Consider the following 15,615-nt stretch of genomic DNA (forward strand, 5'->3'; position numbering starts at 1 on the left):
GAGGGCGTGACGCCTTCCGCCGGTCCCGGACCGCCCTGATGCTCCTCCGGCGGCCTGTGACGCCGGAAGAGCCGCTTCCTGGACGGTGTATCGCCTGCCACGGCCGACCGGACCTCAGTCGCAGTCGCGGCAGATCGGCTGGCCGTTCTTCTCGCGGGCCAGCTGACTGCGGTGGTGGACCAGGAAGCAGCTCATGCAGGTGAACTCATCGGCCTGCTTGGGCAGGACCCGGACCGCCAGCTCCTCATTGGACAGGTCCGCTCCGGGCAGTTCCATGCCCTCGGCAGCCTCGAACTCGTCGACATCGACGGTCGAGGTCGACTTGTCGTTCCGCCTGGCCTTCAGTTCCTCAAGGCTGTCCGAATCGACGTCGTCATCGGTCTTGCGTGGGGTGTCGTAATCCGTTGCCATGTCGCTCTCCCCCTCTGGGTGGTTGCGGTGTCTCCAGCGCACGTAACGCGTGAGAGGCCGGACTTGTGCCCGACCTGAGGCGGAGATTTTGCCTCACATCAAGGTCTGTTACTCAATCGACACCCAACCGGCCCCTCGGAGAGTGATCGGGATGGATGGCGATGGGGACCGTACACGATCCGAATGTCGCAGCTCACGGGCGCCACCCCGTGTACTTCCCGTGATCTCGACCCCTGGAAACCCGGACTATTCCCGGCTTTCCGGCAAGGATTATGATCACGGAGAGTAGATGGCCTGAATTTCGCCTCTGTGATCGATCACACATGCTGAACCCGGGAACGGGTCCCGAAAATTCCGCGTAAAGCGAACGGCATGTGTGTCGCCGAGCACTGTCTCAGACCGGGAGCGTGACGCGCATCATGAGCCCTCCGCCCTCGCGGGGCTCCGCGATGATACGTCCCCCGTGGGCCCGCGCCACCGACCTGGCGATCGACAGCCCCAGTCCCACCCCCTTGTCGCTGCCGGTGCGGTCCTCCCGCAGCCGCCGGAACGGCTCCCACAGATTGTCGATCTCGTACGCGGGGACCACGGGCCCGGTGTTCGACACCACCAGCACCGCCTGCCCCGCCTGGGTACTCGTGGTGACCTCCACCCACCCCGACTCGGCGATGTTGTACCGGACGGCGTTCTGCACCAGATTGAGCGCGATCCGCTCCAGCAGGACGCCATTGCCCTGGACGACCGCCGACTCGCGCTCGCCCCGGATCTCCACACCCTTCGCCCCGGCCTCCACGCGGGTCTGGTCGATCGCGCGGGTGGCGACCTCCGCCAGGTCCACCGGCTTGCGCTCGACGATCTGATTGTCGCTGCGCGCGAGCAGCAGCAGGCCCTCGACCAGCTGCTCACTGCGCTCATTGGTGGCCAGCAGCGTCTTCCCGAGCTGCTGAAGCTCCACAGGGACGCCGGGATCGGACAGATGCACCTCCAGCAGGGTGCGGTTGATCGCCAGCGGTGTCCGCAGCTCGTGCGAGGCGTTCGCCACGAACCGCTGCTGGGCGGTGAAGGCCCGCTCCAGCCGGTCCAGCATCTCGTCGAAGGTGTCCGACAGCTCCTTCAGCTCGTCGTCCGGGCCGTCCAGCTCGATCCGCCGGGAGAGATCCGACCCGGCCACCTGGCGGGCGGTACGGGTCATCTGGCCGAGCGGCGACAGCACCCGGCCCGCCATCGCGTATCCGAAGGCGAACGCGATGATGCTCAGGCCGAGCAGCGCGAAGAGGGAGCGGCGCAGCAGATCGCCCAGGGCGTCCTCCCGCTGCTTCGCGAAGCACTTCGCCAGTACGGCATTGGCGTCGTCCGCCGACATGCCCGGTCTGAGGCCCGAGCAGGTGTTGCTGGCGGTCAACTCGACCTTGCTCTCCGGGAGGAGCTTGAACGGCAGGCCGTTGCCGGAGTGCAGGGCCTGGGCGGCGAGCAGATAGATGATCGAGAGCAGCAGCACCCCGGCGATCAGGAACATCCCGCCGTAGAGCAGCGTCAGCCGTATCCGGATCGTGGGGCGCAGCAGAGGGCGGACCGGGTCGCGGGGGTCCCAGGTCGGTTTCGGGGGTGCCATGGGGGGCACCGGGGGCGCGGACACGGATCAGATCCGGTAGCCGGAGCCGGGGACGGTGACGATCACGGGCGGCTCGCCGAGCTTGCGGCGCAACGTCATCACGGTCACCCGGACCACATTGGTGAACGGGTCGGTGTTCTCGTCCCACGCCTTCTCCAGCAGCTGCTCGGCCGACACCACCGCACCCTCGCTGCGCATCAGCACCTCCAGCACCGCGAACTCCTTCGGTGCGAGCTGGATCTCCTTGCCGTCGCGGAACACCTCGCGCCGGTTCGGGTCGAGCTTGATCCCGGCGCGCTCCAGGACGGGCGGCAGCGGCACGGTCGTCCGCCGCCCCAGCGCCCGCACCCGGGCGGTCAGCTCGGTGAACGCGAACGGCTTGGGCAGATAGTCGTCCGCGCCCAGCTCCAGGCCCTCGACCCGGTCGCTGACATCGCCGGACGCCGTCAGCATCAGCACCCGGGTGGGCATGCCCAGCTCGACGATCTTCCGGCACACATCGTCCCCGTGGACCAGGGGCAGATCGCGGTCCAGCACCACCACGTCGTAGTCATTGACCCCGATCCGCTCCAGGGCCGCCGCGCCGTCGTACACGACGTCGACGGCCATGGCCTCCCGGCGCAGTCCGGTGGCCACCGCATCGGCGAGCAGCTGCTCGTCCTCGACGACGAGTACGCGCACGTCTCGTTTCCTTCCTCCGGGCCCGTCATCCATGATTCGGGGCAGGCTGGCGCACTGGCTGTGCGTATCCATCCTGCCCGTTACGCGCGTAAACCGGCGGTAAGGCGAGGTGGGCGGGGAGGGGCCGGGACGGAGCCCCGGGAATCAACCGGATTCCCGGGCCAGTTGAGGTTTCCTTGAGCAAGGGCGTGGGGAGGACGAGAAGACACCCGCGATCACGCCCTGTAGTGGCACCTCACGATCCAGGCCAGGGTTGATCACCCCGTCCCCTGCTGCGGCAGCGGGAACCCCGAGGCACACCCCCGTGCCACCGACCCACGACGAGGGGGCGCACATGGACGCATTCACCGCAGGACTGCTTCAGCGCATAAAGGCCGCGGAGACGGACCTCACACTGGCTCGTGAAACGGGCGACGACTTCCTGGCGGATGTCGAGCAGGCCGAGCTGGACGATCTGCACCGCCTGGCGGCGGAGCACGGTGTGCAGGTCGGCGCGGCATAGCCCTTGACCGATCGGCTGGGCCCCGGCGCGAGGCAGGACGGCGCCGGGGCTCTGCCGTGTCCCCGGGGCCGGGGTGCTGCCGTAGGGCACTGGGGCTCCGCCCTGGGCTCTCGGCGGGTTCTCCGGCTCCGCCTCATGCCGGGGCTCTGCCATACGCCGCCGCGGGCCGGTCGCCGGGGCTCTGCCCCGGACCCCGCGCCTGAAGCTCCCCCAGGGTTTCGCCTGGGTGGGGGTGCCCCCGGCGCAGCCAGGGGGAGGACCCCCATGCGGGGCTGGGTCCGCTCGGGCGCGGGCTCGTTGTGATGGGCCTGGGTGCGGGGAATTCCAGCCTGTCCGGCGATTGAGGACACGCCCGGAGGGCGTGTCGCTCCACGACGCGAGCGTTTCGTACGACGCCGTGCGCCGATTGTCTGGGCGCAGCCGCGCAGCCGCGCAGCCGCGCAGGCACGCAGGCACGCAGGCACGCAGCCGCGTGGGCCGAGCGGACCTGGGCCGCCACCTCGCCCCGCATGCGCCCCGGCGGGCGGTGGTCAGTCGTGCCAGGCGCCGAACGTGTCCAGGAGGGACTGGAGGGGCTCGAAGACCCCGGGCGAGGCCGCGATCGCGAGTTCGCCGGAGGCGGGCAGCCCGGGGCGGCCACCGGTCAGCGCGCCGGACTCGCGGGCGATGAGGTCACCGGCGGCGAGGTCCCAGGGACTGAGACCGCGCTCGTAGTACCCGTCCAGCCGCCCGGCCGCGACATCGCAGAGATCGACCGCGGCGGAACCGCCCCGGCGGATGTCCCGCAGGCGCGGGACGAGCTGCCGGGCGACCTCGGCCTGATGGGTGCGTACGGCCGAGACGTAGTTGAAGCCGGTCGAGACCAGGGCCTGGTCCAGCGGGGGCGCGGGCCGGCAGCGGACCGGCCGGTCGTTGAGATACGCGCCGCCGCCGAGCACCGCCCGGCAGGTCTCCCCGCGCATCGGCACCTCCACCACCCCCACGACCGTCTCCCCGTCGCGCTCGGCGGCGATGGAGACCGCCCAGGTCGGCAGCCCGTACAGATAGTTCACCGTGCCGTCGAGAGGGTCGATGACCCAGCGGACACCGCTGGTGCCCTCGGCGGCGGCGCCCTCCTCACCGAGGAAGCCGTCGTCGGGACGGTGGTCGGCCAGAAAGCCGGTGATCAGCCGCTCGGCCGCGATGTCCATCTCGGTGACGACATCGATGGGGCTCGACTTGGTCGCGGCGACGCCGAGATCGTCGGGACGGCCGTCGCGCAGCAGCTCACCCGCGCGCCGGGCGGCCTCCAGGGCGATGCCGAGCAGTTCGGGGACGGTGGAGTCGGTCACGGCGATTCCTTAAGGGCAGGAGGCGGACACGTATCGGACGGGAGACGGCCGGACACGCATCGGCACGGATCACAACACGGATCACAACAGAAGGCGGACCCGTATCCGATACGCGTCACCACAGGAGGCGGACCCGGATCGGACGCGGGGCGGCGGTGAGCACGGAACCCGGCGGCGGTGAGCCGGGAACCCGGCGGCGGTGTCCCGAGCGCCCGGGGAGCCGCCGGGTCAGGCGTACGGGCTGTCGGCGCCGGCCGCGGCGGGCCTGGGCGCCCGTGCCGGGCAGCAGCCGACCGGGCACCGATCGTGCGAGGGCCCCAGCGAGCCGAGCGCGCACCGCTCCACGGGCACACCCCGCTCCGCGGCGGCGCGCTCCAGCACCAGTTCGCGTACGGCCGCGGCGAACCGGGGATCCGAGCCGACCGTCGCCGAGCGGCGCACCGGCAGACCCAGCTCGGCCGCCTTGGCACGCGCCTCGGTGTCGAGGTCGTACAACACCTCCATATGGTCCGAGACGAAGCCGATCGGAACCATCACGGCCGCCGGGGCCCCCTCGCGGTGCAGCTCCTCCAGGTGGTCGCAGATGTCCGGTTCCAGCCACGGGATGTGCGGGGCGCCGCTGCGGGACTGGTAGACCAGCCGCCAGGACCGCTCGACGCCCGTCTCCCGCCGTACGGCATCGGCGATCAGCGCGGCCACCTCCAGATGCTGGCGCACATACGCCCCGCCGTCGCCGTGCCCCTCCACCGGCCCGGAGGTGTCCGCCGCCGCGTCGGGGATCGAGTGCGTCGTGAACGCCAGCCGGGCCCCGGCCCGTACCTCCGCGGGGAGGTCCGCCAGTGAGCGGAGGACCCCCTCGACCATGGGCCGGAGGAATCCGGGGTGGTTGAAGTAGTGCCGCAGTTTGTCCACCCGGGGCAGCGGCAGCCCCTCCGCCGCCAGGGTGGCGAGCGCGCCCGCGAGATCCTCGCGGTACTGGCGGCAGCCCGAGTACGACGCGTACGCGCTGGTCGCGAGGACGGCGATCCGCCGGTAGCCCTCGTTGGCCATGTCGCGCAGGGTGTCGGTCAGATACGGCGCCCAGTTCCGGTTGCCCCAGTGGACCGGCAGATCCAGCCCGTGGTCGGCGAAATCCTTGCGCAGCGCGTCCAGCAGGGTCCGGTTCTGCTCATTGATCGGGCTGACCCCGCCGAACAGGAAGTAGTGCTGCCCCACTTCCTTGAGCCGCTCCGTCGGGATGCCCCGGCCGCGCGTGACGTTCGCAAGGAACGGAACGACGTCGTCCGGGCCCTCGGGGCCGCCGAAGGAGAGCAGCAGCAGGGCGTCGTATGGGGCGGGATCGCGCGCGTCGGACATGACACCGATCCTCCCACCCGCCGTCGCCCGGGGGACAACCCACCCGCCGGTGACCGCCGGGAACAAGCCTGCTCCGCGCCCCCGGACCGCCGCTGACCAGCGGGACAAACACAGTGTGCGGAACGCCCGGCAAGGCGTAATCTGTCAACGCCCCTCTTACGCCTTACCGGAGTCCCTGTTGCCCAGCCCGTACCGTGCCCTGTTCGTCGCCCCCGGCAGCAAGAGCTTCTCCGCCGCGGGATTCTTCGGCCGGCTGCCGCTGGCCATGATGGGCATCGGCATCGTGACCATGGTGTCCCAGCTCACCGGCCGGTACGGCCTGGCCGGCGCCCTCTCGGCGACGCTGGCGCTCTCCGCCGCTGTCTTCGGCCCGCAGATCTCCCGGCTGGTGGACCGGCACGGCCAGGCCAGGGTGCTGCGCCCGGCCACCCTCATCGCCGTGGCCTCGGTGGCGGGTCTGCTGATCTGCGCCCTCAGGGACGCCCCGGACTGGACGCTGTTCGTCTTCTCCGCGGGCGCCGGGTGTGTGCCGAGCGTCGGTTCCATGGTCCGCGCCCGCTGGGCGGAGATCTACCGGGGGTCGGCCCGTGAGCTGCACACCGCTTACGCCTGGGAGTCGACCATCGACGAGGCGTGCTTCGTCTTCGGCCCGATCATCTCCATCGGGCTGTCCACCGCCTGGTTCCCGGCCGCCGGGCCGCTGCTGGCCGCGGTCTTCCTGCTGGTCGGCGTCTTCTGGCTGACCGCGCAGCGGTCCACCGAGCCGGTGCCGCAGCCGCGTGAGCACCACACCGGCGGCTCGGCGATGAGAGCGCCGGGACTCCAGGTGCTGGTGATCACCTTTGTGGCCACGGGCGCGATCTTCGGCGCGGTCGATGTGGTCACCGTCGCCTACGCCGAGGAGGAAGGGCACAAGGCGGCGGCCAGCCTGGTCCTGGCCGTGTACGCGCTGGGCTCCTGTCTCGCCGGGCTCGTCTTCGGGCTGCTGCACCTCAAGGGGCCCGCTCCCCGGAGGTGGCTGGTGGGAGTGTGCGCGATGGCCGTGAGTATGATCCCCCTCCAACTGGCCGGGAATCTCGTGGTCCTGGCCGCGGCGCTCTTTGTCGCGGGCCTGGCCATCGCGCCCACGATGGTGACCACGATGGCTCTCGTCGAATCGCATGTACCGCGCACCAAGCTGACCGAGGGCATGACCTGGGTCAGCACCGGACTCGCGGTGGGCGTGGCGGTCGGCTCCGCGGCGGCCGGCGCGGTGGTGGACGCCGCCGGGGCGAAGGCGGGCTATGCGGTGCCCGGGGTCGCGGGAGCGGTCGCGGTCGTGGTGGCGTTCCTGGGGTATCGCCGGCTGAACAGGCCGGTGGCGACGGGGGAGGGACAGCGGTTCGATGAGCACGATCAGCACGAGGAGCGCGACGCGAACATGGCGTAACTGGGCCGGTACGGTCTCCGCCCGCCCGGCCAGGGAGGTCTCACCGGCATCCGCCGAGGAGGTCGCCGACGCCGTCCGGCAGGCCGCCGAGCGGGATCTGCGGGTGAAGCCGGTCGGCGCCGGGCACTCCTTCACCGCCATCGCCGCCACCGACGGACTGCTCATCCGGCCCGATCTGCTGACCGGTATCCGCCGGATCGACCGTACGGCGATGACGGTCACGGTCGAGTCCGGCACACCGCTGAAGCGGCTGAACGCGGCCCTCGCCCGGGAGGGCCTGTCGCTCACCAACATGGGCGACATCATGGAGCAGACCGTCGCGGGCGCCGTCGCCACCGGCACCCACGGCACCGGCCGTGACTCGGCCTCCATCGCCGCGCAGATCACCGGAGTGGAACTGGCCACGGCGGACGGTTCGCTGCTCACCTGTACGAAGGACGAGAATCCGGAGGTCTTCGCGGCGGCCCGGATCGGGCTCGGCGCGCTCGGGGTGGTCACCGCGATCACCTTCGCCGTGGAGCCGGTCTTTCTGCTGCGGGCGCGGGAGGAGCCGATGTCCTTCGACCGGGTCACCACCGAGTTCGACGCCCTGCACGCCGAGAACGAGCACTTCGAGTTCTACTGGTTCCCTCACACCGGCAACTGCAGCACCAAGCGCAACAACCGCAGCGCGGGCCCCGCCGCCCCGCCCGGCGCGGTCAGCGGCTGGATCGCGGACGAACTTCTCTCCAACGGGCTGTTCCAGCTCGTCAACTCCCTGGGCCGGGCCGTCCCGGCCACCATCCCGGCCATCGCCAAGGTCTCCAGCCGCGCACTGTCCGCCCGTACGTACACCGATATCCCGTACAAGGTCTTCACCTCACCGCGCCGGGTCCGCTTCGTGGAGATGGAGTACGCGATTCCGCGCGAGGCCGCCGTCGCGGCACTGCGCGAGGTCCGGGCGATGGTCGAGCGCTCGCCGCTGAAGGTCAGCTTCCCCGTGGAGGTACGGACCGCTCCGGCCGACGACATCCCGCTGTCCACGGCTTCCGGCCGGGAGAGCGCCTATATCGCCGTGCACATCTACCGGGGCACCCCGCACCGCGCGTACTTCAACGCCGTGGAACGGATCATGATCGCGCACGGCGGCCGGCCGCACTGGGGCAAGCTCCACACCCGGGACGCCGAGTACTTCGCGTCGGTCTATCCGCGTTTCGCGGAGTTCACGGCGGTACGGGACCGGCTGGACCCGGAGCGCCGGTTCGGCAACGACCATCTGCGCCGGATCCTCGGCGACTGACAGCCGGCGCCCGGTGCTCGCGCGGCTGTTAGCAGACACTGCCGCCCGGTGCTCGCGCCGCTGCCGACTGATACCGGGTCACGGCCCGGTGCCGCCGCTCACCGGCACCGGGTGACACCAGCTCACGGTGCGGTGCTCGCGCCGCCGTCCGCGCTCGCGCCGGGCTCGGGGTCGCTCGGGGGCGGGGTGGGGGCGACCTCCTCGGCGGGACGGGAGGGGGCGGGGGTGGGATCGGCCGGCTCCGTGCCGTCGCCGTCCTCCGGATTCCGGTCCTGCTGCCCTTCCCGGTCCTGCCGCTGGTCCTCGCGCTGCTCCCGGTCCGGTCCTGACCCCGGCGGCGGGGTCCCGGAGTGATCGCCGCCGGGAGTGGGTTCCCCGTCCCGCTCCCGGTCGTCCCCGGTGCCCGGCCGTTCCTCCCGTTCCTGGGGGGTGTGCGAGGGGCGCTCGGCGGGTGAGGACTTCTGGCCGGTCTCGCCGCGCACGACCGAGCCGACCGTGGTGCCCTTGCCGCCGTCCAGCCCGGAGCCAGAAACCAGCTCGTATCCGGTGATTCCGGTCATCGTGACCCCGAACACCACGGCGGCGGCGAGCAGTGGCCGCTTCCAGCCACGGACCCGGGTGCCGTGGGTGGTGGCGTGACCGAACGCGTCGTCGTGCGGCGGGCGGCGGAGCATCCGGGTGGCGGCGTCGCCGGATCCGTCGCCCGATCCGTCGCCCGGGGCGTCGATCTGTGGCATCAGTCGGGTGCGGTCATTGCCGGGGGCCGCCGGGATCTGGCGGCCTCCCGGTCGGGCCTGGGCCGTGACGTCCCGTATCTGGTCACCGGTACGGCTGAAGAGGAGCTGGAAGATCGAGCCGCCACAGGTGGCGACCACACTGACGACGCCCGCACCGATGATCGTGCCGTAGACGCCGAGCCGGGAGGCGAGTACCGCCGCCGTCACTGCCGCGACAGCGCTCCCCGCGACCTGCGGGACGCTCAGATCCAGCCGCTTCTCCCGCTCTTCCCCGTCGTTCGCTCCGGTGTCCCGCCTCTGATACATCTGCAGTCCCTGCCGGCCCTTCTGTTTCATGGCTGTACGCATGAGGGACAAATGGGCGAAGTGAATAGTTCCCTTTGGGAAGATTCTGTGAACCAGAACACCCGTCAGCCGTACCCCGGCGGCGGACCGGTGTCCGTGCGGAGAAGTTCGGTGGCGCGGCAGCTCACCCGGATGGCCCGAATGGAGTACTGTGGCGAGCCCTGGGCCTGGTCTCCCTGATGGGTGTCCGGACCTCGGGGAAGGGGGCCGAAAGCGGCGCTCGACCGGCGACGCCGCGATGAAGCAGGGGAATCTGCACGCAGAGTGACCGCAAGTCACGCTGAGTGGTCAACAGGTAACCGTGCCATAACGGCGATCCAGGGCCTGTGCCCGACACGCCGGGCAACTCGGCAAGGTTGTGGCAGGCTGCACCCGGGCAGGCCACACTCGACTAGCGGAAGCAGCGACGCACAGGTGACGTCGGCAGGCACCACCCGGGAGGTCCCCATGCCCGAACTGCGTGTCGTGGCCGTCTCCAATGACGGCACACGACTGGTGCTCAAGGCTGCCGACAGTACGGAGTACACACTCCCGATCGACGAGCGCCTGCGTGCCGCCGTACGCAACGACCGGGCCCGTCTCGGTCAGATCGAGATCGAGGTGGAGAGCCACCTCAGGCCCCGTGACATCCAGGCGCGGATACGCGCCGGGGCGTCCGCGGAAGAAGTCGCGCAGCTCGGCGGAATCCCGGTCGAGCGGGTGCGCCGCTTCGAGGGCCCCGTGCTCGCGGAGCGGGCGTTCATGGCGGAGCGGGCACGCAAGACGCCCGTCCGCCGGCCCGGCGAGAACACCGGACCGCAGCTCGGCGAGGCCGTGTACGAGCGGCTGACGCTGCGCGGCGCCGAGAAGGACACCACGCTGTGGGACTCCTGGCGGCGCGACGACGGCACCTGGGAAGTGCTGCTGATCTACCGTGTCGCGGGCGAGCCGCACTCGGCGAGCTGGACCTACGACCCGCCCCGGCGGCTCGTCCAGGCCGTCGACGACGAGGCGCGCGCGCTGATCGGCGAGACCGATGACACGATCGCGACCCAGGAGCCGAGCTTCCCGTTCGTACCGAGGATCGCCCGGCTGCCCAGGGACAGGCCGCTGGACCGGCCCCTGGACCGGCCGGCGGAGCGTCCCGGCGCCACTGGGCCACCGGGCCTGCCGGACGACGAAGCCGGCGGCGGTGAGCGTGACTCGCTGACCAGCCTGCTGGAGGCGGTACCGAGCTTCCGGGGCGACATGGTCGTACCGGAACGCCCGGCTCCACTGGAGCCATCGGTGGAACCGGACGAGGAGCCCGAGGCCGAGGAGCCGGTCGCCCCGGCCGCGTCGGCGGGCGCCGGATCCGCGTACGCCGATGTGCTGATGCCGCGGTCGGTCGCCGGCCACCGCGACCGGCTGACCGGTACGACGGACCGTCAGGCGGAGGCGGACGGCGTCCGTCCGGGCCGCCGTGCGGCGGTCCCGAGCTGGGACGAGATCGTCTTCGGCACCCGCCGCAAGAAGCAGGACTGAAGCTGGAGTGAATCCACCGGGGCCCGCGGGCCCCGGTGGACATCCTCGCGGCTGTTTCGGTACGTCCATGGTCCTGGGCCCGGTGAAGTCCCGTCTGTTCCCCTACTGCCCCGTTACGCCCGCACCCTGCCCCGGCCGTCTTCGGGGCGGGCCCGGCCGGGGGTGATGCCTCATGGCCGCGTACGCGGTGACGGGCGTGGGCCGTTCGTCCGGTCCCGGTACCCGGTACGCCCTCGAACGCACCGGTGACGCGCCCGAACCCGAGCCGGTGCGGGGCGCCGGTGCGGGCTGCCGCACAGACCGGGCCCGAACTCCCGCGCGGAGCGCCGTACGCGCCCGGCTCAGTGCCCGGCTCAGCGGGTGGCGACCTGGACCAGGGTGTCGAAGATGCGCTGCTGGGCCGCGTCCTCGTGCGCCGTGTCCTCCGGGTGCCATTGGACGGCCGTCAGCCAGCCCTTGGCGTGGATGAACTCCAGCGCCTCCGGTGTGCCGTCGTCGGCCCGCGCGGTGATCCGCAGCCCCTCGCCCGGCCGGTCGACCCGCTGGTGGTGGAAACAGGACACCTCGGTCTTCTCGCCGCCGACGATCCGGGCGATGCGCGAGCCGGGCCGCAGTGTCACCTGGTGCACCAGTTGGCGGTGTTCGCGGCCGGCGCCTGCCCCGTCCCCGTCCGGGCTCCGGCACAGGGTGCCGCCGAGTGCCGTGTTCACGACCTGGAGCCCACGGCAGACGGCGAGGAGCGGCTGCCCCGTCAGCAAGACCTGCCGGGCGACTTCGAGATCGAAGCCGTCCTGCTCGTCGTCCAGATCGTGGGCCCGCTCGCCGGCTTCGCCCGCCCCGTGGTCGCGTCGGGCGGCGATCTCGCCGCCCCCGGGCAGCAGTACGCCGTCGAACCGGGCCAGCCGGGCGGCGACATCGGCCGCGTAGGCGAAGCCCCCGGGGGCGTACGGATGGATGGTCACGGGCTCGCCGCCCGCCCGCCAGACCGCTTCGATCAGGGCGCGGGCGTTGACCTCGGCGGCGAACCGCAGTGCGGATGTGGTGGCGGAGAAGCGGGCCGGTATGGCGATCAGAGGTCGTGGGAGAGTCATGGCCTCGTCCACGGCCCGGTGGCGGTCCGGTGTGCGCGGTCGACGGCGCCGCCCGGTGGCGACTCCCCCCGCCCGGCGGCGCGTCGGGGGAGTTCCCCGGGGATGATGTTCGGCATGCGGCCTTGCCCTCTTGCTTATTTGAGGTCAAACGACATGGTGATCGTATGGCTTCGAACGAGTGATGGGCAAGGGCTGTGCTGATCGAAGAGCTATCGAAGGCAGTCGAAAACCTGTCAGGAGCCGTCAGGGGCCGACAAGGACAGTCGGGAATCTTCAGGAATCTTCAGGAATCTTCACCAAGTGCCGGAAAGCGCTTGAATGCCGCTGAATGCCACCGGGAGTCACTCAGGGGCATGTCGGGGCCGCCGGCGGAAAGCCGTGCTACGGGCGGGGTCTTGGCCGCGGCGGGCCGGTGTTCTTCGGCCGCCGTCCACTGCGACGCGGTACCGGAGGCTCGCCGCCCAGCAGTTGGGCCCGCCGTTCCTCACCCTGGGTCTCGATCTGCGTCACCACCCGGCCCAGCGCGTCCGCTGTCCGGCGGCACTCCTCGTCGCTCAGCCGGTCGGCGACGAACGCCTCCTCGGCGTTGAACTCCGGGAACAGGCTCTGCATCAGCTCCTCGCCCTGCCGGGTGAGGGCCAGCAGGACCCGTCTGCCGTCGGAAGGGTGCTCGGAGCGGACCACCAGCCCCCGGGACTCCAGGGTGCGCGCGACGCCCGTGAGGGTGCCCTTGGAGATCCCGGCCTCCTCGGCGACCAGCCTGGTCTCCATCTCGCCCCAGATCCAGACCACCCAGAGCACCACAAAGCCGGTCCAGGTCAGATCGGAACTCCGCAGTACGGAATTCTCCACATGCTGGCGGACCGCGGCGGCGGCGCGGTGGATGTTTCCCACCATGGCCATCTGGTCGTGCCGGATCGGAGTGTCGCCCAGTTTCGCCCGGATCCTCTGCTCGGTCTCGGCAATGGGTCGTTGACCAGGCACGAACCCTCCTCGGTCTGATCCCGCTGACTCGATCGACGTCATCTGGGTTCAAATTCTAGGTCCGTGCCCTGTGGTGGGCCCCGCCCGGGGCCCACCAAAAGGCACGGAGTGCCCCGGCGGGTCCCTGGCGAAGAGAGGTGTTCCCCGGTCAGCGGCGGGCGCGGGGGTTGAGCCGGGACGCGCGGGCGTCCTTCTCGGCCTCCTGCCACAGCCGGCGCAGCATCCGCGCGCGCTCGGCCGGCCGCATCCGGGTGATGGCTATCTCCGCGCAGGCGACGCCGTCCGCCCAGGGCATGGTGAGAACGGCCCGTTGCCGAGGGATGAGCGCCGGGGTGTCGCGGGACTCCTGCCGGGCTCCGGCGGACGGCGCCCCGGCGGTGCTTCTGGCCTCGGCCGAACGCGTCTCGGTGGCCGCGGCCCGCGCGTCCGCCCGCTGCTTCTGCTGCTGGGGGGTGAGCCGGGAGAGATTGCGCACATGGACGACCTTGCGGCGCCCGGCCAGCAGATCCGCCTGAAGCTCGGGTCCCAGCTCCAGCACGGACAGTTTGGAGGAGATCGTCGACTGGGCTATTCCCAGCCGCTTGGCCGCCTTGTTCTGGGAGCCGTAGAACTCGACCAGCTTCTTCAGTGCTTGGGCCTGTTCGAGAGGATTCATGTCGTCGCGGTGGACATTGGCGACAAACGCCGCCTCAAGCAGGGAGCGGTCGGTGGAGACCAGGGCATCGTCCACGCTGACGCGGACCCGGGCCAGTCCCGCGAGGCGGGCGGCTTCGAGGCGGCGGTGACCGTCGACGACGATGTACCGGGCCTGTGGGTCGAGCTCCCGGGCGCGCTCCGGTCGTTCACGCAGATACGCCGGTACGGATGCGACGGTGATCGCGTTCACCAGCCCGATCTCGCGAATACTGGTGGTCAGTGGTCCGAGCTCGCGCAGTGCTTCACGTGGGTTGTCCGGGTTCTGACCGATATGGCGCAACGGCAATTCCGACGGCTGCCGGCTCGCGGCGTCGGAGCGGGTCTGTCCGTGGTCGATCTCGGTGAACATCTCGGAGGACATGCAGTGGGAACCCTTCCTCTTACCTGCCGCCCGGACCCCCCGGTTTCAAGTCCGGGCGCAGATTGGCAAGGTGCCAGAAGCCACCGGCCACGGCCTGGCCATCGGCTTGCCATTCGCTTGCCACTTGCCAGGCGATTGCGGAGGATGCAGACATGACCGATGGGGGAATGCGGTTTCGCATCATGGGAGGTCTCGACTGGACCTCCCAGGGTGTCTCGCTGCACATCGGACGGCGCCGGGAGCGGTTGCTGCTGGGTCTGCTGCTGCTCGACATCGGCCGGGTCGTCCCGGCCCACCGCCTGATCGATCTGCTGTGGGACGAGGGGCCGCCCCCGTCCAGCGCGCGTGGCAGCCTTCAGGTGCATATCTCGCGCCTGCGCGGCCGGTTCCTTGAAGCGGACGCCGGGCGATACGGCTTCGAGCTCGTGCGCAGCAGCGGCGGATACCTGGTCGAGGGTGATTCCGGTGCTGTCGATCTCCACCGGTTCCGGGCCCTGTTGCGGCAAGCGGAACGAACGCATGACCACGCCGAGCGACTGCGGCTCCTCGATCTCGCCCTCGACGACTGGGGCGGCCCGGTGCTCGCCGGAACGGCGCCGGACGGACTCGTACGCCGCCTCGGCACCGGATTCGACGAACTGCACCTCTCGGCCCTCACCCAGCGCGCCGAGGCCCGGCTCGCGCTCGGCCAGCGCGGGCGTGCCCTCGAAGAGCTGGCCCGCGCGACCGCCGACCACCCCCACCACGAGCGGCTCGCCATGCTCCGGATGGTCGCCCTCTACCGCGCGGACCACCGCGGTGAGGCGCTGGAGGTCTACAACGAGACCCGGGCCAGGCTCGCCGAGGATCTCGGGCTCGACCCGGGCACTGATCTGAGCCGGGTGCAGGGCATGATCCTGCGCGCCGACCCCGCGCTTCTCGACGACACCGTCCTCCCTGGGGTGAGCGGAGGGCGGGGCGGTGACCGCCCGGCATCAGCACCCGCGTCGGCGCCCGCACCCCCATCCGTATCCGCGTCCGGGTCAGCGCCCGCGTCCGGGTCAGTGCCCGCACCTCCGTCCGTACCGCCGTCCGCGTCGGCACCCGCACCCGCGGCCGGATCGGCAGCCGTATCCGCGGCCGGTCCGGCCCCGGAACCCCGGGAGCGCGCGGCGGGGAAGGGCGGCGCCGGGGGCAGTCCGGCCGAGGGCCCCGTACCCGGTGATCCGGCCACGGCGGCGCCGGTGGCCGGGGGACCGTCCGGCGACGGCAGGCTCCGCGCGACGGCCGCCGGGGCCCCGGCGGCGGCCCCCGCACC

The 15,615-nt window shown here is 71.3% G+C and carries 14 protein-coding genes; 5 read left to right on the forward strand and 9 right to left on the reverse strand.

Translation table 11 applies throughout. From position 1 onward, the window contains the following. Positions 1-114: 114 nt before the first annotated feature. The 3 genes from ACWF94_RS14410 to ACWF94_RS14420 all read right to left on the reverse strand — a co-directional run bounded on the left by ACWF94_RS14410 (position 115) and on the right by ACWF94_RS14420 (position 2,704). Positions 115-411, reverse strand: a complete 297-nt coding sequence (locus ACWF94_RS14410; protein ID WP_005310959.1) for a DUF4193 domain-containing protein — start codon at positions 409-411, stop codon at positions 115-117. Between the two features lie 394 nt (positions 412-805). Then, a complete protein-coding gene (locus ACWF94_RS14415) occupies positions 806-2,023 on the reverse strand; it encodes a sensor histidine kinase (RefSeq protein WP_453487665.1) in 1,218 nt (405 codons plus the stop codon). Between the two features lie 27 nt (positions 2,024-2,050). Then, a complete protein-coding gene (locus tag ACWF94_RS14420; protein WP_453487666.1) occupies positions 2,051-2,704 on the reverse strand; it encodes a response regulator transcription factor in 654 nt (217 codons plus the stop codon). A gap of 334 nt (positions 2,705-3,038) precedes the next feature. Between ACWF94_RS14420 and ACWF94_RS14425 the strand changes: the two genes are divergently transcribed. Beyond that, positions 3,039-3,206, forward strand: a complete 168-nt coding sequence (locus ACWF94_RS14425) for a hypothetical protein (RefSeq protein ID WP_453487667.1) — start codon at positions 3,039-3,041, stop codon at positions 3,204-3,206. A 530-nt stretch (positions 3,207-3,736) separates the two neighbouring features. Here the strand turns inward: ACWF94_RS14425 and ACWF94_RS14430 are convergent. Next, positions 3,737-4,537 carry an inositol monophosphatase family protein gene (locus ACWF94_RS14430; RefSeq protein WP_453487668.1) on the reverse strand — a complete coding sequence of 267 codons (801 nt, stop codon included), beginning with the start codon at positions 4,535-4,537 and terminating at the stop codon, positions 3,737-3,739. 228 nt (positions 4,538-4,765) lie between these two features. Next, positions 4,766-5,893 carry a ferrochelatase gene (locus tag ACWF94_RS14435; protein ID WP_453487669.1) on the reverse strand — a complete coding sequence of 376 codons (1,128 nt, stop codon included), beginning with the start codon at positions 5,891-5,893 and terminating at the stop codon, positions 4,766-4,768. Positions 5,894-6,071: 178 nt separating this feature from the next. Here ACWF94_RS14435 and ACWF94_RS14440 point away from each other — a divergent pair, with 178 nt between their 5' ends. Beyond that, complete coding sequence (locus ACWF94_RS14440) at positions 6,072-7,322, forward strand: MFS transporter (protein ID WP_453487670.1); 1,251 nt, start codon at positions 6,072-6,074, stop codon at positions 7,320-7,322. After that, complete coding sequence (locus tag ACWF94_RS14445) at positions 7,279-8,601, forward strand: D-arabinono-1,4-lactone oxidase (RefSeq protein ID WP_453487671.1); 1,323 nt, start codon at positions 7,279-7,281, stop codon at positions 8,599-8,601. Before ACWF94_RS14440 ends, ACWF94_RS14445 begins: the two co-directional genes overlap by 44 nt. A 122-nt stretch (positions 8,602-8,723) precedes the next feature. Here ACWF94_RS14445 and ACWF94_RS14450 read toward each other — a convergent pair whose 3' ends face one another. Beyond that, entirely contained in the window at positions 8,724-9,644 is a 921-nt protein-coding gene (locus tag ACWF94_RS14450; RefSeq protein ID WP_453487672.1) for a hypothetical protein, read from the reverse strand. A gap of 486 nt (positions 9,645-10,130) precedes the next feature. Between ACWF94_RS14450 and sepH the strand changes: the two genes are divergently transcribed. Continuing rightward, positions 10,131-11,186 (forward strand): septation protein SepH, encoded by a 1,056-nt coding sequence (gene sepH, locus ACWF94_RS14455; protein WP_453487673.1) that lies wholly within the window; start codon positions 10,131-10,133, stop codon positions 11,184-11,186. A 353-nt stretch (positions 11,187-11,539) separates the two neighbouring features. On the opposite strand, the gene ACWF94_RS14460 is transcribed toward sepH, so the two are convergent. The 3 genes from ACWF94_RS14460 to ACWF94_RS14470 all read right to left on the reverse strand — a co-directional run bounded on the left by ACWF94_RS14460 (position 11,540) and on the right by ACWF94_RS14470 (position 14,318). Continuing rightward, entirely contained in the window at positions 11,540-12,277 is a 738-nt protein-coding gene (locus ACWF94_RS14460) for a gamma-glutamyl-gamma-aminobutyrate hydrolase family protein (protein WP_453487674.1), read from the reverse strand. Positions 12,278-12,658: 381 nt separating this feature from the next. Then, the gene (locus ACWF94_RS14465) at positions 12,659-13,261 is read right to left on the reverse strand and encodes a MarR family winged helix-turn-helix transcriptional regulator (protein WP_453487675.1); all 603 of its coding nucleotides are present in this window, start codon (positions 13,259-13,261) and stop codon (positions 12,659-12,661) included. Positions 13,262-13,409: 148 nt separating this feature from the next. Further along, a complete protein-coding gene (locus tag ACWF94_RS14470; RefSeq protein ID WP_453487676.1) occupies positions 13,410-14,318 on the reverse strand; it encodes a ParB/RepB/Spo0J family partition protein in 909 nt (302 codons plus the stop codon). Between the two features lie 152 nt (positions 14,319-14,470). On the opposite strand from ACWF94_RS14470, the gene ACWF94_RS14475 reads away from it, so the two are divergent. Then, on the forward strand, positions 14,471-15,615 hold a 1,145-nt coding region (locus ACWF94_RS14475), incomplete at its 3' end, for an AfsR/SARP family transcriptional regulator (RefSeq protein ID WP_453487677.1).

The organism is Streptomyces sp. NPDC055078 (assembly GCF_053607985.1).